Raw genomic sequence first — 25,383 nt, forward strand, 5'->3', positions numbered from 1 at the left:
ACGTCGAAAGCCGATCACTCATCCGCGCGAACCCCGCCGCCGCATGCACCATCGCCTGCTCGTTACGCGCCATGAAATACGGCAGCCCACCACCGGACTCCAGCAGCGCCTGCCCCATCCCGGCCACATTGCCATGCCCGAAAATCCCGAAACACCCCGCGAAGAACCGCCGCTCCACACCATCCCGCTCGCTGAACTGCACCGACAGGAAACGCACCAGCGCCTGCGCCACGGTGAGTCTCACGAGTGTCCCTCCGGCGAGGTCAGGGGCAGCCGGGGGTCCACCGGCTGCCCTTCCCAGGTGTCGCGGATCCAGGCGTGCGCCGGGTCGTCGCAGATGCGCCACGCGCGCTCCGGCGACGGCCCGGCCATCACGTTCAGGTAGTACAGGTCGTGCCCCGGCGGCGCCATCGACGGACCGTGCCAGCCGTGCGGGATCAGCACGGCGTCGCCGCTGCGGACCTCCGCCAGCACGTCGATCGGACGTCCCGGCGAGCCGTAGACGCGCTGGTAGGCCATGCCGTCCCGGGCGACCTCGAAGTAGTAGATCTCCTCCAGGACCGACTCGCCGGGCCTCTGCTCGTCATGCTTGTGCGGCGGGAACGACGACCAGCACCCGGCCGGCGTCAGCACCTCGCACGCGATCAGCTTCTCGGCGAACGGGAACCCCTCCGGCGTCCCGAAGTTGTTGACCTGCCGGCTCGCCGACCCCGCGCCCCGCAACTCCACCGGGACCTTCTCCGCCGGTCCGTAGCGCGGTGCGAGCCGCCGCTCGCACCGGGCGCCCGCCAGCGCGAACCGCCCGCCGCCGCGGACGGTCACCCGGGCGTCGCGCGGCACGTAGGCGAAGTCGCTGACCCGGGCGAAGACGTCCTCGCGGCCCTCCAGCTCGAACCGCTCGCCGTCGCACTCCACGGCGCACGACCCCGCCAGCGGCAGCACGATCGTCTCGAACTCACCGGTGTCGAACGTGTGGGAGCCGCCTTCCGGCAGCTCCAGAACCCGCAGCCCCGAATAGGCCCAGCCGGCCGACTCGGGGGTCACGACGAGCCCGTACGGGGCTTCCGCGGCGGTTCCGGCGGGGAGGTGGTACTTCATCGTGGCTCCTTGAGGAGTTCGTCGACCTCGTCTTGCGTGGGCATCGCGTCGGAGCAGGCGATACGGGACGCGACGATCGCCCCCGCGGCGCCCGCGAACCCGACGAGCCGCCGCAGGTCCCATCCGGCGAGGAGGCCGTGGCAGACGGCGCCGCCGAACGCGTCTCCGGCGCCGAGTCCGTTGACGACGTCCACCTTGACGGGGGGCACCTCCACGACCTCGTCGGCCGTCGCCGCGAGGACGCCTTCCGGGCCCATCTTCACGATGGCGAGCTCCGGGCCGCGGGCCAGGATCGCGCGGGCGGCGGCGCGCGGCTCCCGCTCCCCCACGGCGACCTCGCACTCCTCCAGGTTTCCGACCGCGACCTTCGCCCGTTCCAAGGCGAGGCCCGCCCAGTGCGGGGCCTCCGACGGGTCGTCCCACAGCATCGGCCGGTAGTCGAGGTCGATGACGGTCTGCCCGGGGTGCTCCCCCAGCGCGGTCAGGGTCGCCTCCCTGCTGGGCTCCTGGGAGAGGCCCGTGACCGTGGCCCAGACGATGCGCGCCGAGCGGATCGCGTCGAGGTCGAGCTCGTCCGGACGGATCTCCAGGTCGGGAGCCTTGGGGTATCGGTAGAAGTACAGCGGGAAGTCGTCGGGCGGGAAGATCTCGCAGAAGGCCAGCGGGGTCGGCAGGCCGGGGACGGCGGTGACGAACCGGTCGTCCACGCCGTAGCCCCGAAGGGCCTTGTGGACGAACCGGCCGAAGGGGTCCTCCCCCGTCCGCGTGACGACGGCGGTCCTGCGGCCGTACCTGGCCGCCGCCACGGCGACGTTGGTCGGGCTGCCGCCGAGGTACTTGCCGAACGACTCGACGTCCTCCAGCGGCGTGCCCACCTGGTTCGGATAGACGTCGACGCTGACCCGCCCCATCGTGATGAGGTCGAACGTCATCGGGCCACCCCGGCGAGGTAGTCGAGGCTCCTGCGGACGTCGCCGCACGGTCCGGCGTCCCGCGCGGGTTCGCCGGTGAGGACGGTGTCCTGCTCCATCACCCACCAGCCTTCGTAACCGGAGACCTCCAAGGTCCGGATGATGTCGGGGATGTCGATGTCGCCGTCCCCGAGCGGCCTGTACAGACCGTCCCGCACCGCGCTCGTGTACGTGATGTCTCCCTTGAGTACCTGTTGGGCAAGGCCCACGTCCACGTCCTTCAGATGGACATGCGCTATGCGCGGCGCCGCGAAACGCGCCAGCCACACCGGATCGGTCCCGCCGACCAAGAGGTGCCCTGTGTCGAGGCAGAGCGGGATGCTGCATCCGCCCAGCACGCGTTCGACCTCGGCGCGCCGCTCCACGACCGTCCCGACGTGAGGATGCAGAGTGGCGAGCCTGCCGCGCTCGGCGGCGCGCGCGGCGATCGCGTCGAGGTTCGCGAGCAGCGCCGCCCACGCCTTGGTGTCGAGGACGGGGCGCTCGTCGTATCCGTCGAGTCCGGTCGCGGCGGCCAGGACGAGGACACCGTCGATGTCGTCCAGCGCCTGCTCGACCACGGGCAGCGGGTCGAACGCGGGGTCGTGCAGAACGACGGGCACGAACGCCCCTACGAGACCCAGGCCGAACGAGGTCAGCAGTTCGTCCCGCTCCTGCGCGGCCCTGGGGAGGAAGCCGTCCGGCCCCAGTTCCGTGGCGGCGAGGCCGAGGTCGCGCATCTCGGCGAGCACCCGGTCCGGTTCCATCTGGTGGCCCCAGCCGGGCACCTCGCACACGCCCCACGAGATCGGCGCGCCGGCGATCCTCACCGCCGCACCTCCTCGACGGCCACCATCCGCCCTTGCCGCATGGACAGCTCGCACGCCTCGGCGAGGTAGAACGCCTCCAGCGCCTCTTCCGGCGGGCACGGATTGGCGCGGCGGCCCGCCACGACGTCCGCGAAGGCCCGCAGTTCGGCGTCGTAGGCGTCGGTGAAGCGCTCCATGAAACCGCCGTAGGGCGCCCTGGGCTGGTCCCCGTCCGGGAGCGCGGTCGCGGGCGTCCGGTCGTCCAGGCCGGCGATGACGCTGTCCTTGGACCCGAACAGTTCCAGGCGCGCGTCGTACCCGGCGGCGTTGTAGCGGGTGGCCGAGACCTGGCCGAGCGCCCCGTCGTCCAGGACGAGCATCGCCGAACCCGTGTCGACGTCCCCGGCCTCGCGGAAGAAGTCGTCACCCCGGTTGGCGCCCACCGCCATCACGCGGACGACCTCGCGGCCCGTGACGAACCGGATGAGGTCCAGGTCGTGGATGAGGCAGTCGCGGAACAGCCCGCCGGAGGTGGGGACGTACTCGGCCGGCGGCGGCGCCGGGTCGAAGCTGCACGAGCGGACGGTGTGCAGCCAGCCGAGCCTCCCGGACGCGAGGGCCTCGCGCGCCGCCGCGTTCCCGGCGTCGAACCGGCGCTGGAACCCGACCTGCACCGGAACGCCGCCGCCGGCCGCCGCCCGGACGATTTGGAACGTTCCATCAATATCGGACGCGAGCGGCTTCTCGCAGAAGACGGGGGTTCGCGCCGCCACGGCGCGCTCCACCAGGGCCGCGTGCGCGTCCGTGGCCGCCGCGACGACCAGGCCGTCCAGTCCGGCGGAGAAAAGCCCCTCGACGGTCTCCAGCGCGGTGACCTCGGACGGTCCCCCGCCCAGGCGCGCGGCCAGATCCAGGGCGCGCCCCGGTGCGGCGTCCGCGACGACCACCGCCTCGACCTCGGGCAACTCTCGCAACGCGGCGGCGTGGCGCGCACCGATGCGCCCCGCGCCGGCCAGTCCGATCCTCATCGATCCCCTCCCGGTGGGCGGTCAGATGGAGACACGAGTCTGATGGAGCGTTCCAGAAGCGTCAACGCCCCGACCGTCCGCCTCTCCGGTAATGGAGGTGTCCGAAATCCCGGCCCTTACTCGGGGGCTCGGCTGTCGCCGGAGGCATACCAAGCGCTAGTTTTGCCCTATGCGGATCTTCGTCACCGGCGCCTCCGGGTTCGTCGGGTCCCACGCCGTCCGCGCCCTGCTCGCCGCCGGGCACCGGCCCCGCGCGCTGGTCCGCGACCCTGCCAGAGCGGCGCAGGTCCTGCGCGCGGTCGGCGTCGACCCCGGGGACGTCGAACTCGTCCCCGGCGACATGCTGGACGAGGACGCGGTCGCCGAGGCGCTCCGCGGCTGCGACGCCGCGATCCACACCGCCGCGGCCATCGGGGTGACCGGAGGCGGCGGCGACCTGGTGGAGGTGAACGTCCGGGGCACCCGCAACGTGGTCGGCGGCGCCGTCGCGCAGGGCCTGGCGCCGGTGGTCCACGTGTCGACGATCGCGGTGTTCGTCCCGCCGTCCGGCCCCGTCATCACCGCGGACGGCGCCCTGGCGAGCCCCCGGACCGACTACGGCCGGTCCAAGCTTGCGGCCGAGCACTACGTGCGCGGCCTCCAGGAGGACGGCGCGCCGGTCACCATCGTCTACCCCGGCGGCGTGTGCGGCCCGAACCAGCCGACGCTGGACGCGCTGATGGAGGGCCTCGCCGCCGCGCTCGGCAAGGTGTGGCCGCTTCCGGGCGGCGGCGTCTCGGTCGTCGACGTCCGCGACCTCGGCGAGGCGTTGGCACGTTCCGTCGAGGCGCGGCAGGGCCCCAGCCGCTGGGTGCTCGGCGGCCACTACCTGACCTGGCCGCAGTACGCCGACCTGTGCGACCGCCTCACCGGCGTCCGGTGCCGCCGCGTCCGCGTGCCCAGCCGCGTCATGCTCGCGCTGGGCTCCGTCCTCGACGCGGCCAAGCGCGTCCGCCGCTTCGACTACCCGCTCACCCGCGACGCCGCCGAGTTCATGGTCACGCTGGTGCCGACCGACGACCGCCCCGTCCTGGACGCCCTCGGGCTCACGCTGCGCCCCGTCGAGGAGACCGTCGCCGACGGCCTGCGCTGGCTGGCCGAGAGCGGCCATCTGAATCCGCGCCGGGCCGGACGGCTCGCCGCCAAGGAGGCCCCGATGCCGACCCTCGTCCAGCGCACCTTCGGCCCGGTCTTCCACCGGGTCTCGGGCGCCGAATGGTTCTCCCGGGTGGGGCCCAAGATCGTCCCGCCCGTCGACCGGACGCTGCACCGGCTCACCGGCGGACGGCTCATGCTCGGCCAGCTCCTCGTGCCGAGCCTCGTGCTGACGACGACCGGCGCCGTCAGCGGCCTCCAACGGCAGACGCCGCTCGCGTGCCTGCCCGACCGGGAGGGCGGCTGGTACGTCGTCGGATCCAACTTCGGCCGGGAGAAGCACCCCGCCTGGACGGGCAACCTCCTGAAGAACCCCGGCGCGCAGGTCAGCTTCCAGGGCCGCATCGTCCCGGTCACCGCCCGCCTCCTGGACGACGTCGAGCGCAAGGAGATCTGGCCTCGCCTCACCGCCGTCTGGCCCGTCTACGACCGCTACGTGGAACGCACCGAGCGGCAGCTCAGGGTCTTCCGCCTGACCCCCTGCTAACGGCCGCGGAGGGTCCTGGAGAGCCGCCGGCCCAGGAGCAGGTAGGCGAGCACGACACCGATGACGTTCAGGATGACGTCGTCCACGTCGAAGGCCCGTCCCATCACGAACGTCCCCTGGACCGTCTCGATGGCCAGCGAGAGCATGCCGCTCACCAGCGCCAGCCGCAAGGGGCCGCGGAGGGTCGTCCAGACCAGGGGCAGGAGCACTCCCAGCGGCGCCAGGAGTATCACGTTGCCGCCGATCTGGAGGAGGGCCTCCTTCGTCGGGCGGTCCATATAGAACCGGAGCGACCTGCCGGGATCGGTGTTCCCGCCCGCCTGCCCGTTGTCATGGACGGGCGTCAGCGTGAGCCTGAACGCGAAATAGAAGAAGACGCCAAGAAAGCCCAACGCGATGATGACGACCAACGCGCGCAGGGCGACGACGTACCAAGGGACCCTCTCGCCCGCTGCTGCGGGCTGCCACATCTCGACCAACACGCGGCGCGGTCTGCCCCGTCCGCCGCGGTCCATGCACGGTCCCGGGTTTCGGGCGACCAGATAGTCCATTGAAGTCAGAACGCCCGTGCCGGGACGAACCCGGCACGGGCGTTCCGTGCGCCGCGATCAGACGGCGACCGGGGTGGTGGCGGGCTCCAGGGCCAGGTCCAGCACCTCGCGGACGTCGCTGACGGCGAACACCGTCATCGTGTCGAGCACCTCGGCCGGGACGTCCTCCAGGTCCGGCTCGTTGCGCTTCGGCACGATCGCGGTGGTGATGCCGAGCCTCGACGCGGCCAGCAGCTTCTGCTTCAGCCCGCCGATCGGCAGCACCCGCCCGGTCAGCGACACCTCACCGGTCATCGCCACGTCCGAGCGCACCGGGCGTCCCGACAGCAGCGACGCCAGCGCCGTCGTCATCGTGATGCCCGCGCTCGGGCCGTCCTTCGGGATCGCCCCGGCGGGCACGTGGACGTGCACGCCGCGGTCCTTCAGGTCGCCGACCGGCAGCTCCAGCTCCGCGCCGCGCGAGCGCAGGTAGCTGAGCGCGATGCGCGCCGACTCCTTCATGACGTCGCCGAGCTGGCCGGTGAGCGTCACGCCGGTGTCGCCGGTCTCCCGGTCGGCCAGCGACGCCTCGATGTAGAGCACGTCGCCGCCCGCGCCGGTGACCGCGAGGCCCGTGGCCACGCCCGGCACGCCGGTGCGGCGCTCGTTCCTGCTCAGCTCGACCTCCGGGGTGAACCGCGGCCGGCCGAGGTAGTCCTTCAGGTCGTCCGCGCCGATCCGGACGGGCAGCGCCGCCTTCCCGAGCGCGACGTTGGCCGCGACCTTGCGCAGCACCCGCGCGATCGAGCGGTCCAGGGACCGGACGCCGGCCTCCCGGGTGTACTCGGCCGCCAGGAGCCGCAGCGCGTCGTCGCCGAAGGCCACCTCGGACGCCTCCAGCCCCGCCTTGTCGAGCTGGCGCGGCAGCAGGTGGTCGCGGGCGATGGTGACCTTCTCGTGCTCGGTGTAGCCGTCCAGCTGCACCAGCTCCATCCGGTCGAGCAGCGGCCCGGGGATCGCCTCCACCACGTTCGCGGTGGCGAGGAACAGCACGTCGCTCAGGTCGAGCTCCACCTCCAGGTAGTGGTCCCGGAAGGTGTGGTTCTGCTCGGGGTCGAGGACCTCCAGCAGCGCCGCGGTCGGGTCGCCCCGGTAGTCGGCGCCGACCTTGTCGACCTCGTCCAGCAGGACGACGGGGTTCATCGTCCCCGCCTCGCGGATGGCCCGGACGATGCGCCCCGGAAGGGCGCCCACGTACGTGCGGCGGTGCCCCCGGATCTCGGCCTCGTCCCGGACGCCGCCCAGGGCGACCCGGACGAACTCGCGTCCCATGGCCCGCGCGACCGACTCGCCCAGCGACGTCTTGCCGACTCCGGGAGGGCCGGTCAGCGCCAGCACCGCGCCGCTCCTGCGTCCGCCCACGACGCCCAGGCCGCGCTCCTCGCGCCGCTTGCGCACGGCCAGGTACTCGACGATGCGCTCCTTGACGTCGTCGAGACCGGCGTGGTCGGCGTCCAGGATCTCCCGGGCGCCCGCGATGTCGTAGGCGTCCTCGGTCCGCTCGTTCCACGGGATGTCGAGGACGGTGTCCAGCCAGGTGCGGATCCAGCCGCCCTCGGGCGAGGCGTCGGACGACCGCTCCAGCTTGTCGACCTCCTTCAGCGCCGCCTCGCGCACCTTCTCGGGAAGGTTCGCGGCCTCGATCCGGGCCCGGTAGTCGTCCTCCTCGTCGGCCGGGTCGCCGTTCAGCTCGGCCAGCTCCTTGCGGATGGCCTCCTGCTGCTGGCGCAGCAGGAACTCCCGCTGCGTCTTCTCCATGCCCTCCTGGACGTCCTTGCGGATGGTCTCCGCCACGTCCAGCTCGGCGAGGTGGTCGCGCGCCCACCCGATCACCAGGGTGAGCCGCTCCACGAGGTCGACGGTCTCCAGGACCTCGATCTTCTGCTCGTCGGTGAGGTACGGCGCGTACCCGGCGTTGTCGGCCAGCGTGGAGGGGTCGTCGATCTGCTGCACGACGTCCACGACCTGCCAGGCGCCCCGCTTCTGCAGGATCGCGCTGACCAGCCCCTTGTACTCCTTCGCCAGCTCCTGCGCCCGCCCGGTCGCCGGCGGCGCCTCCACCGCCGTCCCCTCGACCCACAGCGCCGCGCCCGGCCCGGTCGTCCCGGTGCCGATCCGCACCCGCTGCACGCCGCGGACGACCGCGCCCGGCTCACCGCCGGGCAGCCGCCCCTCCTGCTCGATCACGCCGAGCGTGCCGATGCCGGCGTACTGCCCGTTCAGCCGGGGCACCAGCAGCACGCGCGGCTTGGCCGCCGACCGGATGCCCGGCCCCTTGGTCTGCGCCACCGCCCGCGCGGCCTCGACGGCGGCCCGGACCTCGCCGCTCTCCGACAGGTCCAGGGGCACCACCATGCCGGGCAGAACGACCCCGTCCTCCAGGGGCAGCACCGGCAGCGTCAGGGTCTCGCTCATGCTCAGCTCCAACTCAGTAGGACACCCAACCGCAAGATTGAGTCACTCACACTCAAGAAAACGGAGCAGCATTTTGTTTCCGCAGCAACGTTCGCTCTCAGCGATCACATCCCGAGCCGCCGCCCTGGGACTCGGCCGGCGCCTCTGGGGTGCGAGAAGCCGCAGCGGCAGCACCGACGCCATCACGCGATACGGAAGCGGCACCTTCCAGCCACAGGCCATCGCGCGAACACTCTCAGTAAAGTTCGAGCAACAGACAGCGACCGACGGTCTCCCGGCCGCGGGTCGCGTCCCCCGAGGGCCAGAACGGCGGAACGGCGGGAACATCCGATGAACATGACGACCAGAATCACCGCGATCGCGGCGGCAGCCGGGCTGGTGCTCGGCGCCCACTCCAGTGCGGCGTTAGCCCTCGGAGCGCGGCCGGCGGCCGCGGCGGCGACCGGCGCGCGGGCTCAGGCGCCCGGACGGCACTGCGTGGTCCACCTGGGCGAGCGGGGGCGGACGAGCTGCCACCGCACCTTCCGCCAGGCCATCGCGGACGCCACCGGCGGCCGGGTCGCCGACGCTCCCCTCGACCCGGCCGCCGCGGTGTCCGACCAGACGTTCAACCACCACCTCGACTCGACGGCCGACGGCAAGAAGCACGCGCGGGTCGCCGTCCAGGACGCCATCGTGGTCTCCATCGAGTACCAACACGCCGACTTCGGCGGCTCCAGCAGGGTGTTCACGGGAACCCACCCGTGCACGGCCACCACTGGTGACGTGGACTTCGTCTACTCGAACCTGGCGGCGGTCGGCTTCGACGACACGATCTCGTCGTTCATGACCTTCGGCAACTGCTTCGTGTCCCACTTCGAGAACCCGGACTTCGGCGGCATCCGCACCGTGTTCGAGCCGACCCGGTCCTACATCGGCGATCTGATGAACGACCGGTCCTCGTCCCTGCAGTGGTCCTGACCCCTCGTCGCCCCGGTCCGGGACGGCCGTCCGTTCTGGACCGGGGCGGTCTGACGCGACCGTGCCCGGACGTGGCAGGCTCGGCGCATGGAGCGAACTGCGGGCGCTGAGCGCGGCGGATGGCGAAGGCGGGTCCGCGGGCTGCCGCCGGCCGCCGTGTGGTTGCCGGTGACCCCTTCACCAGCCCGCGCCGATGCGCATGGCGCACGGTCGCGCCGGCCGTGTCCGCCTTCGGCGCTGCCCTGGGCCCGGTGAGGGTGCGCGAATACCGTTATGTCGGCCCTGCCGACATCCTCGAGCAGGCACGGCCCGGGCGGCGCGGCCAGGCGATCGGGTCGCCGGGCGACCTCGCCGTCTGGCTGGCGGGGCAGACCGCGCAGGACGCGGGGGAACCGTTCACCTACGTGGTCGACCTGGGCGGGACGCTGCGCCTGGCCCCGCAGCGCAGCGAACACGTCGCCTGCGCGGGCCGCGAACCCGTGCTGGGCGCGGGTGAGATCACGTTCGCCGCGAGCGGGGGCGCCTGGACGGTCAGCGAGATCAGCAACCAGTCGACCGGCTACTGCCCCGACCCGTCCTCCTGGACGGCCGTCGCGGCGGCCCTCGACCGGGCCGGCCTCGAACGTCCCCCCGAGTTCACCCACCCGATCGTGTTCCGACGGTGCCGGCGGTGCCGCCAGCGCAACATCGTGAAGGACGACCACTACGTCTGCGCCGTATGCGGGGGCGACCTGCCCGCCGCCTGGAACATGGACGAGCCCCACGCGCGCTGAGGCTCACGGAAAACCCGTTGCGGGCGGGGTCGGGCGCATGCCAGGGTCGGCGCGAAGATCTTGGATGCGCTACGGGAGGTCGCGCGTGTACACCGCTTCCGGCAAGGCCACTACCGGCGTCTCGGCGACGAGGCGCGCGGCGGCTTAGGCCGGCACCGCTCCACGACGCCGAGGCGATTCCGGCGGGGGGTCGATCCCCCGCTCTCCCGGCCTGCGCGGATTCCGCGCCGGTGTCGACTCGACGTGGAGCATCCTTGTCTTCTCCCCTGCCCGCGGCGGACGCCTCGATCGACCGCCGCACGCTCTTCCTTCTCTCTCTGACCTGCGGCGTCGCCGTGGGGAACATCTACTTCCCGCAGGCGGTGAGCCCGCTCATCGCGTCCGGGCTGCACGTGGCGCCGGACTCGGCGGCGCTGGTGGTGACCGCGGCGCAGTTCGGGTACGGAGCCGGAAACTTCCTGCTGGTGCCGCTCGGCGACCGGTTCCCGCACCGTCCGCTGATCGTGGCGATGCTCGCCGTCACCGGCGCGGCGATGCTCGGCGCGGCGGCCGCGCCCGGGCTGGCGGCGCTGATCTGCGCGAGCGCCGTGACCGGGGTCACGACCGTCGTCGCGCAGGTCATCGCGCCGATGGCGGCCGGCCTGGTGGGCGCCGAGCGGCGCGGCGCGGTCATGGGGACGCTGCTGGCCGGCTCGATCGGCGGCATCCTGCTGGCCCGCACGTTCGGCGGGTTCGCCGGCGAGTGGCTCGGCTGGCGGGCCCCGTACCTGATCGCCGCCGTCGCCACCCTGGCGATCGCGGCGGCGCTGGCGTTCACGCTGCCGGCGACCGTCCCGCCGTCGCGGCAGTCCTACCCGGCGCTGCTGGCCGCGCCGCTGCGGCTGCTGCGCGAGGAACCGGAGCTGCGGCGGTCGTGCCTCTACCAGGCGACGCTCTTCGGCGGGTTCCAGGCCGTCTGGACGGGCCTCGCGCTGTATCTCACGGGCCCCGGGTACGGGCTCGGGGCGCAGGCGGTCGGCGTCCTCGCGCTGGTCAGCGCCGGCACCATGGCCGCGATGCCCGCCGCGGGACGCCGGGTGGACCGGCGGGGCCCGGACCCGGTCAGCCTCGTCGCGATCACCGGGACGCTCGCGGCGGCCGGGGTGCTGGCGCTGGGCGCCCTCGGCGGGGCGCCGGGGCTCGCGGCGCTCGGCGCCGGGACGCTGCTGCTGGACGTCGCGCTGCAGTCCGGCATGATCGCGAACCAGGCGCGGATCTTCGCGCTGCGCCCGGACGCCCGCAGCCGCGTCAACACCGCCTACATGACGTGCGCGTTCCTCGGCGGCAGCACCGGATCGTGGCTCGGAGCGGCCGCCTGCACGCGGTTCGGCTGGACGGCCGTGTGCGCGCTCGTCGCCCTGCTGGCCGGCGTCGCGCTCGCCCGGCACCTGCTGCGCCGTCCCGGCCGCCCCGCACCCGCGGGCCGGCGGGGCAACGCGGAGGCAAAGGCCCCTTCGCGATCTTGATTCTTTGCCTGGGGGCCGGTTTACGTGCGCATGACGCGAGGGTACCTAACGCAACGAGATCGTGACGCAGGGTGAACGGCAGGTACTCGGGCGGCAAAGCCCCAGGTAGAACGTCAGGAGGCGGCAGATGAACCGTGGCGAACACGCGAACCGGGCCGCCTCCGCGTCCCGTTCCCCGCGCGGCCCGGTCCGTACGGCCGAGAACGTTCGCGACGTACCGCGCCGCGGCCGCCCCCGCCCCCCGGCGGGTGCCGCGGAGGGCGGGCACGGCGACACACCTCGGGTCCTCGGCCGTACCGGACCGTCCCCGCGCCGCCTCCCTCCCCCGGGCCCCGTGCCGCTCGCCCCCGCGGCACCGGCGCCCCCACTGGCCGGACCGGCCGCGGCGCGCAGCCGCGCCGCCGGTCCGGCCGCAGGCATCCGGGCGCCGCGCAGGCGCCCTCTCCCGACCGCCGGGCGAGCGCCCGCGCCCGGCGCGGCACGGGAAGGAGGTGGGCCCGAGACCCGATTCGAACCGGCGCGCAGCCGGTGAGTTCAGGCGGCCGGTACTCCGTCCGACCCCCGTCCCGGCCGCCGACGCAGTCAGGGATCGCTGCGGAGCAGGGCCCGTGGAGGAGCGACACCCTCCACGGGCCCTGTTCACAGCTTCCTACGCCAGACCTGCCCGTGCACGACGTCCCCGAAGCGCTCCACCGGGTCCTCCTGCTCCTCCAGGACGAACCCGGCCCGCTCGTAGAGGCGGTGCGCGGGACGCTGCAGCGCCGTCGTCCACAGCATGATCTCGGAGTAGCCCGCCTCGGCGGCGAAGTCCACGCAGGCGCCGACCAGCGCCGCCCCGACGCCCGTCCCGCGGGCCCGCGGCTCGACGTGCAGCAGCCGGAGCTGCGCGACGTCGTCCTCCCGCCGGACGCAGAACACGGCGCCCAGCCGCTCCCCGTCCGACTCGGCGATCCAGGCGTTCTCCCGCTCCGGGTCGTGCCCGCGCACGTAGTCGGCGACGACGGAGGCGACCAGGGCCTCGTAGGTGCGGTCCCAGCCGCACTCCGCGTCGTAGAGGGCGCCGTTGCGCTCCACCACCCAGCCGAGGTCGCCGGGGCGCAGCGGGCGCAGAACGAACTCGGCTCCGCGGGGGCGCTCCCCGAGGACGTCCTGGACGGTGCGCATCGCCGCGAGCAGGCGGCGGCGGTCGACCGGGTCCAGGCCGTCCAGCAGCTCGCGGATCTCGGCGACGGACCGCTCGTCCAGCAGGGCGAACACCTCGCGGCCGCGCGGGGTGAGCCGGACGATCTGGCGCCGGGCGTCCCCCGGCGCGCGTTCCCGCGCGACGAGGCCGTCGGTCTCGAACCGGGCCAGCATCCGGCTGAGATAGCCCGCGTCGAGATCGAGGGCGCGGCGCAGGGCCAGCACCTCGCTGTCCTCGCGCTGCGCCAGCTCGAAGATCACCCTGGCCTCGGTCAGCGAGTACGGCGACCGGACGACCCCCTCGCCGAGCACCCCGATCACGCCGGTGTAGAAGCGGTTGAACGCGCGGATCGTGCCGACGTCCTCCCGGGTCGCCTCCATGCCCGCCTCCTAACGTTTGACTCAGTCAAACATTAGGCGAGACGGGCGCCGCGCGCCACCCCCAGGGGTCGTCAGACGTTCGCCTCGGCCTTCGCGGGCCGCAGTTCCCGCGCGTCGCGGACCACCCTGCGCTCGACGAAGAAGGTCATCAGCGGCACGACGCCGCCGAGCACGATCATCACCATCCGGCCCAGCGGCCAGCCGGTGCGCCGCCACAGGTCGTAGGCGACCGCCAGGTAGACCATGTAGAGGAAGCCGTGGACGGGCGCCACGATGCCCGCGAGCGCCGGCATGTCGGTGGGGCCGTACTTGAGGATCATGCCGATGACCAGCAGCACCAGCAGCGTGCCGACCACCAGCGCCAGGATCCGGTACCTGGCCACCGCGCCTTCCACAGCAAACGCACCTTTCGTTCGGCGGCCCCTCGGGCGGGGCGGACCCCCATGGGCGGGGTGTGCGGGACGCGGGTCAGCCGCGCCCGCGGCTCTCGGAGTTGAGCCGCGCGAGGTAGCGGTTGTACGCCGCGAGCGCGGGGTCCTCTTCCTCCTGCTGCCGGATGATCTCCCGCTTGACCTCGGCCTCGGCGGGCTCCTCGATGGTCCTCGGCGCGGGCCGCACCCCGGCCCGCTCGTCCCGGATCATCTTGACCCACATCACGATCACGAAGATCGCGAAGATCGGCCACTCGAACGTGTAGGCCCAGCTGCGGTCGTTGCCGCCCTGGGCCCGGTCGAACTGCCACCAGCCGAAGCCGAGGAACGCGCCGCACAGCACGATGGCGAGCGCGTGAAGCCCGAGCCAGCCGGGGGTGAGGAACCGTCGCACGTCACCGAGCCTACCCCCGGTCCGGCGGCCCCCGACCGCGACCCCGGCCCGGCGCGCCGGGCCGTCAGGAGGGCTCCGGGCCCACGTAGACGGCGCGGGGGCGCAGCGGGCCGCGCCGCCCGTACTCCTCCAGCGCGTGCGCGAGCCACCCGGCGGTGCGGGCGACGGCGAAGACGGCCTCGCCGGCCCCCGGGACGAGCCCGGCGACGGCGCCGAGCGCCGCCAGGGAGAAGTCGACGTTGGGCTCGGGCAGGCGGCGCCGGGCGGCCTCGGCGAGCACGGCCTCCGCGGCGGCGAGCCGGTCGTGGCCGGGCGCCGCGGCCCGGACGAGGTCCATCAGCAGCGCGGCGCGCCCGTCGCCGGACTTGTAGACCGCGTGCCCGAACCCCGGCACGGGCTCGCCGCCGCGCAGCCGCTCCCCGACCACGCGGGACGCCGCCTCCGGGTCGGCGACTTCCGCGATCAGGCGTTCCGCGCCGTAGGACGCGCCGCCGTGCAGCGGGCCGCTCAGCACTCCGAGCCCGGACGCGACGACCGCGTAGGGGTCGGCGCGCACGGACGCGGCGACCCGCGCCGCGACGGTGGAGGCGGCGAGCTCGTGGTCGGCCAGCAGGATCATGGCGGCCTCGAACGCGCGCAGCAGCCCCGCGTCCCCGGGCGGGTGCGGGCACAGCCGGTTCCAGAGCCGCTCGGCGATACGTCCGCCGCTCCCCTCGCCGCCCCGTCCGCCGCCGGGGGCCCGGTTCGCGGCGGGCAGGGCCTCGACGAGCCCGGCGATCAGCGCCCGCCCGGTCGCGACGACGCCCTCGGGATCGAGGTGGTGGCGCAGCGGGTCGGTCGCGGCGAGCGCGGCCGCGATCAGGTGGAGGCGGTCGAGCGGGAGGAGCCCCGGCGGCAGGCCGGACTGGGCCGCGACGGCCGCGGCGACGCCGTCCGCCCTGGCCCGCCAGGGCTCGGCGCCTTCCTCGGGCTCCCCGGGCTCGTCGCGCCCCTGCCACAGCCAGGCGGCGACCTCCTCGAACGTCCGGCTCCCGGCCATCTCCAGGGCGTCGCGGCCCCGGTAGTAGTGGCGGTCGGCGCCGAGCGCGGTGATCGCCGACTCGATCGCCAGCTCGCCCGGCCCCGGCGGGCGGCGGGGCCTGCCGCGCCGGGCCAGCTCCTCCACCTGTGCGGCCTCGAACAGGCTGCGGCGGCCGTCCGGCGCCTGCCGGCGCCGCAGCACGCCCCGGCTCACGTACGCGTAGAGCGTGGCGGGCTTCACACCGAGCCGCTCGGCCGCGGCCTTGGCGTCGATCCACCCGCCGAGCTGCTCTTCGTCCACCATCCTCATCTCCGTACATTGATTTTCGTCAATATTGATACACAGGATTGCCGGTGTCAATCTGGGGCCATGCCACAGATTCACTTCCTGGACGTCACCAACCGCGACGGCGTCCAGACGGCCCGGACGGGCCTGTCCAAGTTCGGCAAGACGATGGTCAACTTCTACCTGGGGCGGCTGGGCGTGGCGCAGTCGGAGATCGGCTTCCCGTTCCTGTTCCACGAGGTCCCCTACGTCCGGGCGCAGATCGCGCTGGCGGAGGCGGGCGCGTTCGGGGACCTGCGCCTTTCGGGGTGGTGCCGGGGCGTCGCGGCGGACGTGGAGAAGGCCGCCCGGGTGCGGGCCGGAGGGACCGGGCTCGCGCACTACAACCTGTCCATCTCGACGTCCGACTACATGATCGCCAACAAGTTCCGGGGCCGCCTCGACCGCGACGCGATCATCCGGGAGACCGTCGCGGCGGTCCGCGCGGCCAAGGCGGGCGGCGCGCGGACGGTCGGGGTCAACGCCGAGGACGGCTCGCGCACCGACGAGGGCTTCCTCACCGAGTTCGCGCTCGCCGCGAAGGAGGCCGGCGCCGACCGCGTCCGGTACTGCGACACGATCGGCGGCGACACGCCGGAGCGCATCAGGGAGCGCTTCGCAGTGCTCGCCTCCGCCGTCGCGATGCCGGTCGAGACCCACTGCCACAACGACCTCGGCATGGCCGTCGCCAACTCCGTGAGCGGCGCGCTCGGCGCCCTGGAGGCCGGCCAGGACACCTGGATCAACACGTGCGTGAACGGCATCGGCGAGCGCTCGGGCAACGCCGACCTGCTGTCGACGATCCTGGCGTTCCGCCACGGCTTCGGCCTTGAGGGGCGCGCCGAGATCGGCGATCCGATCGACCTCGCGTGGGCGCGCCGCTTCGCGCTGTGGGCGAGCTACGCGTTCGGCCAGCCGCTGCCCGCCAACCAGGTCGGCGTGGGACGGAACGCGTTCGCGCACGAGTCCGGCATCCACGCGGACGGCGCGCTGAAGGACCACGGCAACTACGAGCTGTACGACGAGGCGACGCTCGGCCCCTTCCCCGACGACTGGCACGCCCGTCCCGGCCGCGTCGTGCTGACCGGCGAGTACGGCGGCAAGGCGGGCTTCCGGCACGTGATGGACGGCCTCGGCGCCGAGCCCGCCGACGAGGACCTGGCCTTCCGGCTCGTCCAGCTCTGCAACGCCCAGACGGGCCGCCCGCTGACCGACGACGAGCTGCGCCTCATCGCCGCCCACCCGCGCGAACTGGCGCTGCTCTTCCCCGACCAGATCTCCTGATCGCGAATTCGGCCTGATTTGTCAGTCTGAGGCCCTACGTTTCCGGCATGGCGAGCAGCACGATGGCGGCAGGGGCCGCGCAGTCGTACCGGTACACGAGCCCGTCCGGGCTGGACGAAGGGCTCCTGGGGCTCTCCACGTCCGGCGGGACGACCAGCAGCGGGCCGCAGGCGCACCCGCACTTCTTCAGCGGCGTGCTCACGCAGCCGGGGGCCGCGGCGGCCGGACTGCTCGCCCTGGCCGACGTCGCGCAGACCCGGTACTACCAGCCGCGTCCCACCTCGTTCCGGGATCCGGTCGTCACGTGCAACGGCGACCGGATCCGGATGGAGTCCTTCTCCGCCTGCGGCGGCGTGTACGCCCGGCTGGACGTGCTGGAGCCGGCGCTGGACGGCGAGGTCCACGAGCGCGGCACGACGAACGTGGACGTGAACGGGCCGCTGCGCGAGGCGCTCGCCCGCGTGGGCGGGTCCGACCCGCTGCACCTGGCGGTCGGCGCCGGGGAGATGGCCGTCACCACGATGGACGGGGCCGTGGTGGAGAAGAAGGTCCCGCTCCCCGACCGCTGGCTGCGCGGCTTCGCCGAGGTCCAGGTCATCACGGCCGGGTTCGACCCGCGCGGGGAGCTGGCCGGGCCCGACGCGGTGCGGTTCCTGCGGTCCCTGCCCCGCGGGGGGCGCGGGCCGCTGTGGGTCGTCCCCGCGGGCCGGACGCTGCGGGTCGCGGCGCGCCCGTCTCCCGGGGCGGTCTGCCTGGCGGGGCCCGACCGGCTGCGGACGCTGCTGCCGCTGCTCCGCTTCGCGAAGGCGCTCCGCGTCTACGGGCCGCCCGTCGCCGGCGGGAGCGGGCCGGTGTCGAGCGTCTGGGAGCTGGAGCTGCCCGGCATGCGGTACGTCCTGACCCTGTCGCCGCAGCACTCGCGCGGCTTCTCCGGGGAGGGCGCCGTGCTGGACGCCGTCTCGACCGACGAGGCGGCGGGGGACGCCGACCTGCTCGGCGCCCTGCTGTCCTTCGAGCCGCGCGTGGAGCCGGGCCTCCTGGCCGAGCGGTCGGGGCTCCCGCTCGCGCGGACGAAGGCGGCGCTGGTCCAGCTCGGGACGTCCGGCCGCGTCGGCTTCGACACCGCCGAGGCCGCGTACTTCCACCGCGAACTGCCCTACGACCCGGCGCGGGTGGCCGACCTCAACCCGCGGCTGCGTTCGGCGCGCGCGCTGGTCGAGGAGGGCGCCGTGCGGTTCACCGCCGAGGACGCGGCGGTCGTCTCCGGCAACGGCGGCGAGCGCCAGGTCCGCTTCGACGGCGACCGCGCCACCTGCACCTGCCCGTGGTGGTACGACCACCGGGGCGGGCGCGGCCCGTGCAAGCACGTCCTCGCCGCCCGGATCGTCCGCCGCGAGGCGAGCGCGGAGGCGGCCCGATGAGCGCCCGCGAGGACGACCTCCAGAAGGCGCTCCACGCCGGCGACGTGGAGCTGACGGCGCGCCTGGTCGCCGAGCTCGACGACGACGCCCGCCGCGCCGTCGCCAAGGACCTGCCCGACCGCCTGAAGGCGATGCGCGCCGCGACGCGCCACGGCGAGCTGCCCCACATGACGCTGGAGCCGCTGCTGGTCGCCGGCGCCGGCACGCTCGGCGGGCCGGCGGCCGCGGCCGCGTGGCTGTGCCGCCGCGACCTGCGCGTGTGGTGGACCCAGGACGGCCCCGCCCGGACCTGCGAGGCGCTGCGCGCGGTCACGTCCACGCGCCCGGACGAGTGGCGCGCCGAGGTCGCCCGGCGCGTCGCCGACCGGTTCCGCGTCTCCGGCGGCGAGTCGCTGCTGTGGCACATGGCGGCGGTGCTGGCCGAGTCGGCCGGGACGGTCCCCGAGTCGGACGGTTTCGTGGTCGGCTGGGTGACCGAGCGCGACCTCCCCGACGCCGGCGACCCGTTCCTGGACGCGCTCGTCCCGAGGCTGTTCGACGTGGAGGCCGTGGGAGGCGCCCTCGCCGACGACGGGGCGAGGCCCCAGTGGAACCGTCCCCGCATAGGCGGCTGGGCAGGCGCCCTCGCCGGCCTGGCCGCGACCGGGCGGCTCGACCGCGCGGTCCTGCTCGACGGCTGCGTCCGCCGCTTCCTGCGCGGCGGCACCGCCCGCGACCTCCGCTGGTTCATCGCGCTGCACGACACGCTGGAGCCCGACGACGACGAGACGGCCGCCCGCGTGCGCGACTACGTCCGCCTGCTCCCGGCCGCGCCCTCGACCGTCGCGGGACTCGCCCTGCGCCAGGTCCGCCGCGTCGACGACCAGGACGGGCTCGACGCCGCGCTGTTCGACGAGGCCGCGGACGCGCTGCTGTTCCGTCCCGAGAAGAAGCTCGTCCAGGCCGCGCTGATCTGGCTCGACCGCACGGCCCGCAAACGCGACCGGGTCGACGCCACGCTGCGCGCCGTCACGGCCGTCTTCCACTCCGACGCGCTCGACCTGCGCGAACGCGCCGTCGCGATCACCGCCAAGCACGCCGCCCACGCGAGCGGGGCCGTCCACGAGGAGGTCCGTGCCGCCGCCCGCGACCTGCCCGCCGTCCTGCGCGAGCCCGTCGCCGCGGCGTTCGGCGCGGTCGAGGCGACCGACGACTCCGAGCGGTCCCCGGGACCGCCGCCCTTCACCCCGCGCGAGGCGCCCGCCCCGATCGGCTCCCTCGACGAGCTGGCCGAGGAGTTCGCGGTCCTGTTGCGCGCCGACGAGGAGTGGCGCACGTCCGAACGCTTCCTGGCCGCGCTCGTCGAGTTCGCCTACCGCGACCCGGAGGCGACGCGCGCGGCACTCCGGAAACCAGCCGGCGACGTCGCCCCCTGGCTCACCGACTCCGACCGCCACGGGTACTGGCGCGCCTACGTGAAGGCGAGCTGGATCGCGCTGCCGGTGCGGAGCCTCCTGCACCCGCCGAAATCGCACGGCCTCAGGGATGCGCTCGCCTCCCTCCTGAAGGGGCGGTCCCGCGCGGCCGGGACGGTGTTCAGCCCGCAGATGGAGCGCTTCCTCACCCTGCGCAGGCACGAGATCGCGTCCGTGGTCGGGAAGGTGCCCGTCCTCCTCGCGACCCCGACCGAGGGCAGCGGCCACGTCGACCCGGACGTGCTGGTCGCGCGGCTCGAACGGATCGAGGCGGCGGGCGCGGAACCGGGGCGGGCCGACCTCACCCAGGCGATGCTGCGCGTGCCGCGCGAGATCGACCCGGCCGCGGTGGGACGCGCGCGGCGGCTGGAGTCCAAGGCGGGCCGGTCCCTCGCGGCCTGGCTGGCGGACGGCGGGCTCGCCGATCCCGCAGTCGAGTGCACGGTCCTCGACAAGCCCCTCGCGAGCGTCCGCGGCCGCACGCTGCGCCTGCCGACCCGGATCCTGTCCACGGTGGACGTTCCCGGCGACTCCGACATCGCCCACCTGTGCGGCTTCCCCGAGGACGGCTGGACGGACTTCGGAACGGCGGGGATCCACGCGGCCCAGGGGTTCTGGCCGTCGGTCCTGCCGTCCCACCGCGAGGTGACCGCCGCGCATCTCGCCCCCGACCTGGCGGGCGCGAGCGAGGAGGAGCTGGGCCAGGGCGCCGTCATGCTCGACCTGGCCGGGGCCGACGGGCCCACCGGCTCCGCCACCGGGACGCTGCTCGCCTGCGCGCTCGCCCACCGGAGCCAGAACGAGCGCGCGGACGCCGTCGAGGCGCTGCTCGTCCTCAGCGCCCGGGGCGACCTGCCGGCGGCCGAGACGGGCACGGCGCTCGGACGGCTCGCCGCCCTGAAGCGCCTCACCCTCCCCCGCGCGGTGAAGGCCCTCACGGCGGCCGCCGACGGCGGCGGGCACGCCGGAGTCTGGGCGATCCTCGCCGCGGCCCTCCCGCACGCGCTCCCCGCCCCCGGCGAGCGCGCCGTGACCGGGGTCCCCGACCTCATCGCCCTGGCGACCCGCCTGGCGGAGACGACCGGCGCCCGGGACGCCGTCCCGGGCCTTGAGGACGTGGCCGCCCGCGGCGGTTCCAGCCGCCTGGTGAAGGAGTCCGCCCGCCTGCACCGCACGCTCGCAACGTGATGGGCCAGGCCGGTGTTGGAAGAGGAGCCGGTCCGGTGTGGGACGCTGAGCCCGGCGGAAGGAGCGCTGAACGATGACCGAGACCCTGGCGTTCGGAACGGTCGACACCGTGCTCGGCCGCCTGCTCGTCGGCGAGACCGAGACGGGGGTCGTCTCGCTGCACTTCCGCGACACCCCGGCCGCGCGCGCCCGCACCGCCAAGGCGACCGCGCTGCCCGTCGTGGACGCCCCCGCCCGCCTCGCCCCGGCCCTGGCGGCCCTGCGGGACTACTTCACCGGCGACCTGAAGCACTTCGAGCTGCCCATCGACTGGCGACTGACGTCCGACGTCCAGCGGCAGGTGCTCTCCACGCTGTACGAGACCGTCCCCTACGGGCAGGTCCTCACCTACGGCGACCTGGGAGAGCGCAGCGGCACCGGCGTCCACGCCCAGGTCATCGGCCAGGTCATGGGCTCCAACCCGATCCCTCTGATCGTCCCCTGCCACCGCGTCGTCGCCTCGAACGGGCTCGGCGGCTACAGCGGGGGCTCCGGCGTCGAGGTCAAGCGCTGGCTCCTCACCCTCGAAGGCTCCGTCCCCGCCACCCTCGACTGGGACATCGACCGGGGGCCGTGACCTCCCGGGCCGCGGCGGGCGGCGCTAGGCCTTCGCCTGGGCGTAGGTGACGCCCGTGAGGTTCTCGGACACGTCCCAGAGGCGCTCGCCCAGGCCGGGACGGTCCGCCTGCCGGGGCGTGACGACCTTGGCCGGAGCGCCCCGGTACTGGAACAGGCGGGGGCCGTAGCAGGCCCCGCCGCGCACGTCCGGCGCCGTCGCGGCGTAGAGGGACGGGAGCGCGCCCGCGGCGGCCGACTGCGCCATCACCGCGTTGCCCAGCCCGGTGGCCTTCTCCATGAGCGTGTTGCCCTGCATGCGCGGCCCCGCCTGCTGCAGGTTCGTCGCGGCGTAACCGGGGTGGGCGGCGACGCTGGTCACCTCCGGGACGCGCCGGTCGAGCTCCTTGGCGAAGACCAGGTTGGCGAGCTTGGCCTGGCCGTAGGCGGTCCACTTGCGGTACCGGCGCTCGCCCTGCAGGTCGTCGAAGTCGATACGGCCCGTCCAGGCGAAGCCCGAGGTGACGGTGACGACGCGGGCGGACGGGGCGGCGCGCAGCGCGGTCAGCAGGAGGCCGGTGAGCGCGAAGTGGCCGAGGTGGTTCGTGCCGAACTGCATCTCGAAGCCGTCGGCGGTGGAGCGGCGCGGGATCGCCATCACCCCGGCGTTGTTGACCAGGATGTCGAGCGGCGCCTCGCCGTGCCGGGCCGCGAACTCCCGCACGGACGCCAGGTCGGCGAGGTCGAGGGAGCCCAGGACGAGGTCGCCCTGCGGCGCGGCGGCCTTCATCCGCTCCAGGGCGGCCCGGCCGCGCTCGGCGCTGCGGCAGGCCAGCACGACGGACGCGCCGTGCCGGGCGAACTGGAGCGCGGTGTGGTAGCCGATGCCGCTGTTGGCCCCGGTGACGATCGCCCGCCGCCCGCGCAGATCGGGGATGTCTCCGGCCGTCCATCCGCCCATGGGGGCACCTCCACGTCCTGTCGCGAATCCACAAGTTAGACGGGCCATCGAATACGAGGCAACGCCCGCGCGGTGTGGCGCGATTCACACCCCCGGCGAACGCGCCCCCCGGCCGGAGGGCGCGTTCCCGGTCAGGCCGGAAGGGCCCTCTCGATGGCGGTGACGACCTCGGCGGACTCCGGCTCGGTCTGGGGCGCGAAGCGGGCCGCGACGGCGCCGTCCGGAGCGATCAGGAACTTCTCGAAGTTCCACCGGATGTCGCCGGTGTGGCCCTCGGCGTCGGGGACGCCGACGAGCTCCCGGTACAGCGGGTGCCGGCCCTCGCCGTTGACCTCGACCTTCTCGGTCATCGGGAACGTGACCCCGTAGGTCGCCGAGCAGAACTCGGCGATCTCCTCGGAGCTGCCGGGCTCCTGCCCCATGAACTGGTTGCAGGGGACGCCGAGGACGGTGAAGCCCCGTCCGGCGTACGTCTCCTGCAGCCGCTCCAGGCCGGAGTACTGCGGGGTGAGGCCGCACTTGGAGGCGACATTGACGACCAGGACGGCCTTGCCCCGGTACTGCTCGAGGTCCGCGGGCCCGCCGCGCAGGCCCTCGATCTCTACGTCGAAGACAGACATGGGGCCGATCCTAGGAGATCGCTCCGCGGATCGGCCGCGTCCTCGCCGCTGACGCCGCCGGCGGGCGGGTGGTTCCCGCCGCCGGCCGCCCTCACGCCCTCGGGGCGCCGGTCAGTTGCCCAAGGCGTTCACGAAGGCGGCGAGCTGGTTGCCCGCGTTGCCCAACTCACTGAAGGCGTTGTTGACCACTCCTGCCGCATCCGTCGGTGAGCTCAGCAAGTAGAAGATGACGAAGGCGATCGCCACATAGCGGAGGTTCTTCTTCATCCGTAACGCCATCCCTGTCCGTAGCGCGCGACACAATCGACCCGATCTCCATTGTGCCCAGCCGCGTCTGCCCGCAAAGCGCGATTTTACTGTGACGTACGGGCAACTTCATGGTGGCGTCGCGAAGAGAAGCCCCGCACCGGCGGGGGTACGGGGCCCGGGACCCGGCGTTCAGTTCGGGATGGCGCTCATGAACTGCGACAACGACTCGGCGGCGTTGCCGAGCCCGCTCAGGGCGCCGTTGACGAGATGCGCCGCCCCCTCGGGCCTGCTGATGACGTACCACGCCGTGAAGGCGATGGCGGCGATCTTCATGTGCTTCTTGTTCACTTCAACCACCCTCTGCGGTCGATCACTTACTCTCAGTGATTCCCCAGGGTGGCCTAAGAGAGATCAAGAGGGGACAAAGAGCAGGTCAGGTCCCCTTGGCGTGCCGGTGGAGATAGTCGATGTAGAAGGGCCGCAGGGCGTCGGCCATCTCGCCCTCCCCCGCGTGCGTGAACTCCTCCAGGAGCGACAGGCCGTGGAGGAGGTCGAACTCGGCGCGGCCGACCTCCCCCGTGGCCGCCGCGGCGGCCGGGATGGCCCGCAGCAGGTCCCACACGAAGCCGACGTCGCGCCGCTCCTTGGCGACGCCCACCGCTCGCTCGTACAGCTCCTTGGACGTCAGGTCGTCCAGATTCCCGCCGTCCGGCGTCTGTTCGGACATGATCCGACTCTATTCGAGCGTCCGGCCCGTCACCTCGCGCCGGGGGGCGAGGCTCCGGGCCGGGACGTCACTTCGTGATGACGCTCGGCGGGATCTCCTGGTCCTGCTTCAGCGCGCCGAAGAGCGTGGAGGCCTTGGACCTGTCCCAGGTGATGTAGGACCCGGCGGATGCCGAGCTCCCCGCGCCCCCGATCGGGACGGTCGTCGTGACGCCGCCGCCGCCGCTGACGCCCTTCATCGCCCACATCATGCGGACCAGGTCGTACAGGTGGTCGCCGTCGTCCACCAGGAAGTTGCTGGTGGCGTTCATGGCCAGCGGGACGCTGCGGAACGGGTTGAGCATCGTGCCCGGACTCGTGGCCTTCTTCATCAGCGCGCCGAAGAACTGCCGCTGGTGCTCCACGCGTTCGAGGTCGGCGCGGGCGAAGGCGCGGGTCCGGACGTAGCCGAGCGCCTCGCCGCCGTCCAGCGTCTGGCATCCGGCCTTGAGGTTCAGCCCCGCCTTGCGGTCCTTGATGTTCTCCTTGACGCAGATGTCGACGCCGCCGACGGCGTCCACGACGCCCACGAAGCCGCCGAAGCCGATCTCGGCGTAGTGGTCGATGCGGAGCCCGGTGGCCTTCTCCACGGTCTGCACGAGCAGCTTGGGCCCGCCGAAGGCGAACGCCGCGTTCAGCTTGTTCGAGCCGTGCCCGGGGATCGGGAGGTAGGAGTCGCGCGGCAGGCTGATGAGGGACGTCCCCCCGGAGCCGTAGTGCAACAGCATCATCGAGTCGGTGCGGCGCCCGGAGGCGAACCCGGTCGCGAGGCGCTTCTGGTCGTCCTTCGACAGGCCCTCGCGGCTGTCGGAGCCGACGATCAGCCAGTTCGTCCCCGGGGTGTCGGCGACCCGGCCCGCGTAGTCCACGAGGACGGACTCGCGCTTCAGCCGGGAGTCCAGGTAGAAGTAGCCGCCGACGACGACCACCAGGAGCACGGCGAGGAGGCCGCCGAGCACCCGCGGCCAGCGCCGCCGGCGCCGCCGCCGGTAGGGCCCGCCGCCGTGGGGGCCGCCCTGGTCGGCCCGTCCCCCGGCGAGCTGGTCGCCGGCGTACGGGTCGTCGTAGGGGTCCCCGTAGGTGTCCCGCCCGTAGGCGGCGTGGTGGTGCTCCGCGCGTGCGGAGTTCTCCCTGCTGCGCCCCACGGGGTCGCCCTCCTTGCGTGTCCGGCCCTGCGGCCAGCCGTCGGTCATGCCGTAGACCCTAGACAACCCGGGCGTGCCGCGCGTCCGTCCGGCGCATGATTGTCCACACCGACAAATCACCGCGCTCTGGGAGGAAAGAACCGGACACCGTCCCCCTTAA

At 73.7% G+C, this 25,383-nt stretch carries 24 protein-coding genes and 1 pseudogene; 8 read left to right on the forward strand and 17 right to left on the reverse strand.

Features of this window, described 5'->3' with window-relative positions:
* From ABD944_RS35710 to ABD944_RS35730, 5 genes and pseudogenes are all read right to left on the reverse strand, one after another.
* Positions 1 to 244, reverse strand: a pseudogene (locus tag ABD944_RS35710) (thiamine pyrophosphate-binding protein); the annotation flags it as partial.
* Positions 241 to 1,098 (reverse strand): 5-deoxy-glucuronate isomerase, encoded by an 858-nt coding sequence (gene iolB, locus ABD944_RS35715; RefSeq protein WP_345184554.1) that lies wholly within the window; start codon positions 1,096 to 1,098, stop codon positions 241 to 243. The gene iolB and the pseudogene ABD944_RS35710, both read right to left, overlap by 4 nt.
* The gene (gene iolC / locus ABD944_RS35720; protein WP_345184556.1) at positions 1,095 to 2,030 is read right to left on the reverse strand and encodes a 5-dehydro-2-deoxygluconokinase; all 936 of its coding nucleotides are present in this window, start codon (positions 2,028 to 2,030) and stop codon (positions 1,095 to 1,097) included. The genes iolB and iolC overlap by 4 nt, the downstream gene beginning before the upstream one ends.
* Positions 2,027 to 2,878, reverse strand: a complete 852-nt coding sequence (locus ABD944_RS35725; protein ID WP_345184558.1) for a TIM barrel protein — start codon at positions 2,876 to 2,878, stop codon at positions 2,027 to 2,029. The genes iolC and ABD944_RS35725 overlap by 4 nt, the downstream gene beginning before the upstream one ends.
* Positions 2,875 to 3,885, reverse strand: a complete 1,011-nt coding sequence (locus ABD944_RS35730; protein ID WP_345184561.1) for a Gfo/Idh/MocA family protein — start codon at positions 3,883 to 3,885, stop codon at positions 2,875 to 2,877. Before ABD944_RS35730 ends, ABD944_RS35725 begins: the two co-directional genes overlap by 4 nt.
* A gap of 169 nt (positions 3,886 to 4,054) precedes the next feature.
* On the opposite strand from ABD944_RS35730, the gene ABD944_RS35735 reads away from it, so the two are divergent.
* The gene (locus ABD944_RS35735) at positions 4,055 to 5,566 is read left to right on the forward strand and encodes a nitroreductase family deazaflavin-dependent oxidoreductase (protein ID WP_345184563.1); all 1,512 of its coding nucleotides are present in this window, start codon (positions 4,055 to 4,057) and stop codon (positions 5,564 to 5,566) included.
* On the opposite strand, the gene ABD944_RS35740 is transcribed toward ABD944_RS35735, so the two are convergent.
* Entirely contained in the window at positions 5,563 to 6,048 is a 486-nt protein-coding gene (locus tag ABD944_RS35740; RefSeq protein ID WP_345184565.1) for a VanZ family protein, read from the reverse strand. The two genes, ABD944_RS35735 and ABD944_RS35740, sit on opposite strands and share 4 nt — an antisense overlap.
* A 126-nt stretch (positions 6,049 to 6,174) precedes the next feature.
* Positions 6,175 to 8,571, reverse strand: coding sequence for an endopeptidase La (gene lon / locus ABD944_RS35745; RefSeq protein WP_345184567.1), 2,397 nt, complete (start codon positions 8,569 to 8,571; stop codon positions 6,175 to 6,177).
* A gap of 336 nt (positions 8,572 to 8,907) precedes the next feature.
* Here lon and ABD944_RS35750 point away from each other — a divergent pair, with 336 nt between their 5' ends.
* The 3 genes from ABD944_RS35750 to ABD944_RS35760 all read left to right on the forward strand — a co-directional run bounded on the left by ABD944_RS35750 (position 8,908) and on the right by ABD944_RS35760 (position 11,809).
* Entirely contained in the window at positions 8,908 to 9,531 is a 624-nt protein-coding gene (locus ABD944_RS35750; RefSeq protein ID WP_345184570.1) for a hypothetical protein, read from the forward strand.
* A 251-nt stretch (positions 9,532 to 9,782) separates the two neighbouring features.
* Positions 9,783 to 10,304, forward strand: coding sequence for a hypothetical protein (locus ABD944_RS35755; protein WP_345184572.1), 522 nt, complete (start codon positions 9,783 to 9,785; stop codon positions 10,302 to 10,304).
* A gap of 254 nt (positions 10,305 to 10,558) precedes the next feature.
* Positions 10,559 to 11,809 carry an MFS transporter gene (locus ABD944_RS35760; protein WP_345184574.1) on the forward strand — a complete coding sequence of 417 codons (1,251 nt, stop codon included), beginning with the start codon at positions 10,559 to 10,561 and terminating at the stop codon, positions 11,807 to 11,809.
* A gap of 639 nt (positions 11,810 to 12,448) precedes the next feature.
* Here the strand turns inward: ABD944_RS35760 and ABD944_RS35765 are convergent.
* The 4 genes from ABD944_RS35765 to ABD944_RS35780 all read right to left on the reverse strand — a co-directional run bounded on the left by ABD944_RS35765 (position 12,449) and on the right by ABD944_RS35780 (position 15,521).
* Positions 12,449 to 13,372, reverse strand: coding sequence for a bifunctional helix-turn-helix transcriptional regulator/GNAT family N-acetyltransferase (locus ABD944_RS35765; protein ID WP_345184579.1), 924 nt, complete (start codon positions 13,370 to 13,372; stop codon positions 12,449 to 12,451).
* 71 nt (positions 13,373 to 13,443) lie between these two features.
* Complete coding sequence (locus ABD944_RS35770; protein WP_345184581.1) at positions 13,444 to 13,767, reverse strand: DUF3817 domain-containing protein; 324 nt, start codon at positions 13,765 to 13,767, stop codon at positions 13,444 to 13,446.
* Positions 13,768 to 13,840: 73 nt separating this feature from the next.
* Positions 13,841 to 14,197 (reverse strand): hypothetical protein, encoded by a 357-nt coding sequence (locus tag ABD944_RS35775; RefSeq protein ID WP_345184583.1) that lies wholly within the window; start codon positions 14,195 to 14,197, stop codon positions 13,841 to 13,843.
* A 64-nt stretch (positions 14,198 to 14,261) separates the two neighbouring features.
* Entirely contained in the window at positions 14,262 to 15,521 is a 1,260-nt protein-coding gene (locus ABD944_RS35780) for a citrate/2-methylcitrate synthase (RefSeq protein ID WP_345184587.1), read from the reverse strand.
* Between the two features lie 66 nt (positions 15,522 to 15,587).
* Between ABD944_RS35780 and ABD944_RS35785 the strand changes: the two genes are divergently transcribed.
* The 4 genes from ABD944_RS35785 (at position 15,588) to ABD944_RS35800 (ending at position 21,505) form a co-directional block, all read left to right on the forward strand.
* Positions 15,588 to 16,826, forward strand: coding sequence for a LeuA family protein (locus tag ABD944_RS35785; protein ID WP_345184590.1), 1,239 nt, complete (start codon positions 15,588 to 15,590; stop codon positions 16,824 to 16,826).
* Between the two features lie 47 nt (positions 16,827 to 16,873).
* A complete protein-coding gene (locus tag ABD944_RS35790; RefSeq protein WP_345184592.1) occupies positions 16,874 to 18,247 on the forward strand; it encodes an SWIM zinc finger family protein in 1,374 nt (457 codons plus the stop codon).
* Positions 18,244 to 20,889: a DUF7824 domain-containing protein gene (locus ABD944_RS35795; protein WP_345184594.1), complete on the forward strand. Its 2,646-nt coding sequence runs from the start codon at positions 18,244 to 18,246 to the stop codon at positions 20,887 to 20,889. The genes ABD944_RS35790 and ABD944_RS35795 overlap by 4 nt, the downstream gene beginning before the upstream one ends.
* A gap of 73 nt (positions 20,890 to 20,962) precedes the next feature.
* Complete coding sequence (locus tag ABD944_RS35800) at positions 20,963 to 21,505, forward strand: methylated-DNA--[protein]-cysteine S-methyltransferase (RefSeq protein ID WP_345184596.1); 543 nt, start codon at positions 20,963 to 20,965, stop codon at positions 21,503 to 21,505.
* Positions 21,506 to 21,529: 24 nt separating this feature from the next.
* Here ABD944_RS35800 and ABD944_RS35805 read toward each other — a convergent pair whose 3' ends face one another.
* The 6 genes from ABD944_RS35805 to ABD944_RS35830 form a co-directional block, all read right to left on the reverse strand.
* The gene (locus tag ABD944_RS35805) at positions 21,530 to 22,444 is read right to left on the reverse strand and encodes an oxidoreductase (RefSeq protein ID WP_345184599.1); all 915 of its coding nucleotides are present in this window, start codon (positions 22,442 to 22,444) and stop codon (positions 21,530 to 21,532) included.
* Between the two features lie 131 nt (positions 22,445 to 22,575).
* Positions 22,576 to 23,064 (reverse strand): glutathione peroxidase, encoded by a 489-nt coding sequence (locus ABD944_RS35810; protein ID WP_345184601.1) that lies wholly within the window; start codon positions 23,062 to 23,064, stop codon positions 22,576 to 22,578.
* A 111-nt stretch (positions 23,065 to 23,175) separates the two neighbouring features.
* Complete coding sequence (locus ABD944_RS35815) at positions 23,176 to 23,331, reverse strand: hypothetical protein (RefSeq protein ID WP_185025660.1); 156 nt, start codon at positions 23,329 to 23,331, stop codon at positions 23,176 to 23,178.
* 171 nt (positions 23,332 to 23,502) lie between these two features.
* Positions 23,503 to 23,661, reverse strand: a complete 159-nt coding sequence (locus ABD944_RS35820; protein WP_179278923.1) for a hypothetical protein — start codon at positions 23,659 to 23,661, stop codon at positions 23,503 to 23,505.
* 85 nt (positions 23,662 to 23,746) lie between these two features.
* Entirely contained in the window at positions 23,747 to 24,040 is a 294-nt protein-coding gene (locus tag ABD944_RS35825) for a hypothetical protein (RefSeq protein WP_345184605.1), read from the reverse strand.
* A gap of 67 nt (positions 24,041 to 24,107) precedes the next feature.
* Positions 24,108 to 25,271, reverse strand: coding sequence for an LCP family protein (locus ABD944_RS35830; protein WP_345184607.1), 1,164 nt, complete (start codon positions 25,269 to 25,271; stop codon positions 24,108 to 24,110).
* Positions 25,272 to 25,383 lie beyond the last annotated feature (112 nt).

The organism is Actinomadura verrucosospora (genome assembly GCF_039540335.1).
In the GTDB taxonomy this organism is placed as follows: domain Bacteria; phylum Actinomycetota; class Actinomycetes; order Streptosporangiales; family Streptosporangiaceae; genus Spirillospora; species Spirillospora verrucosospora.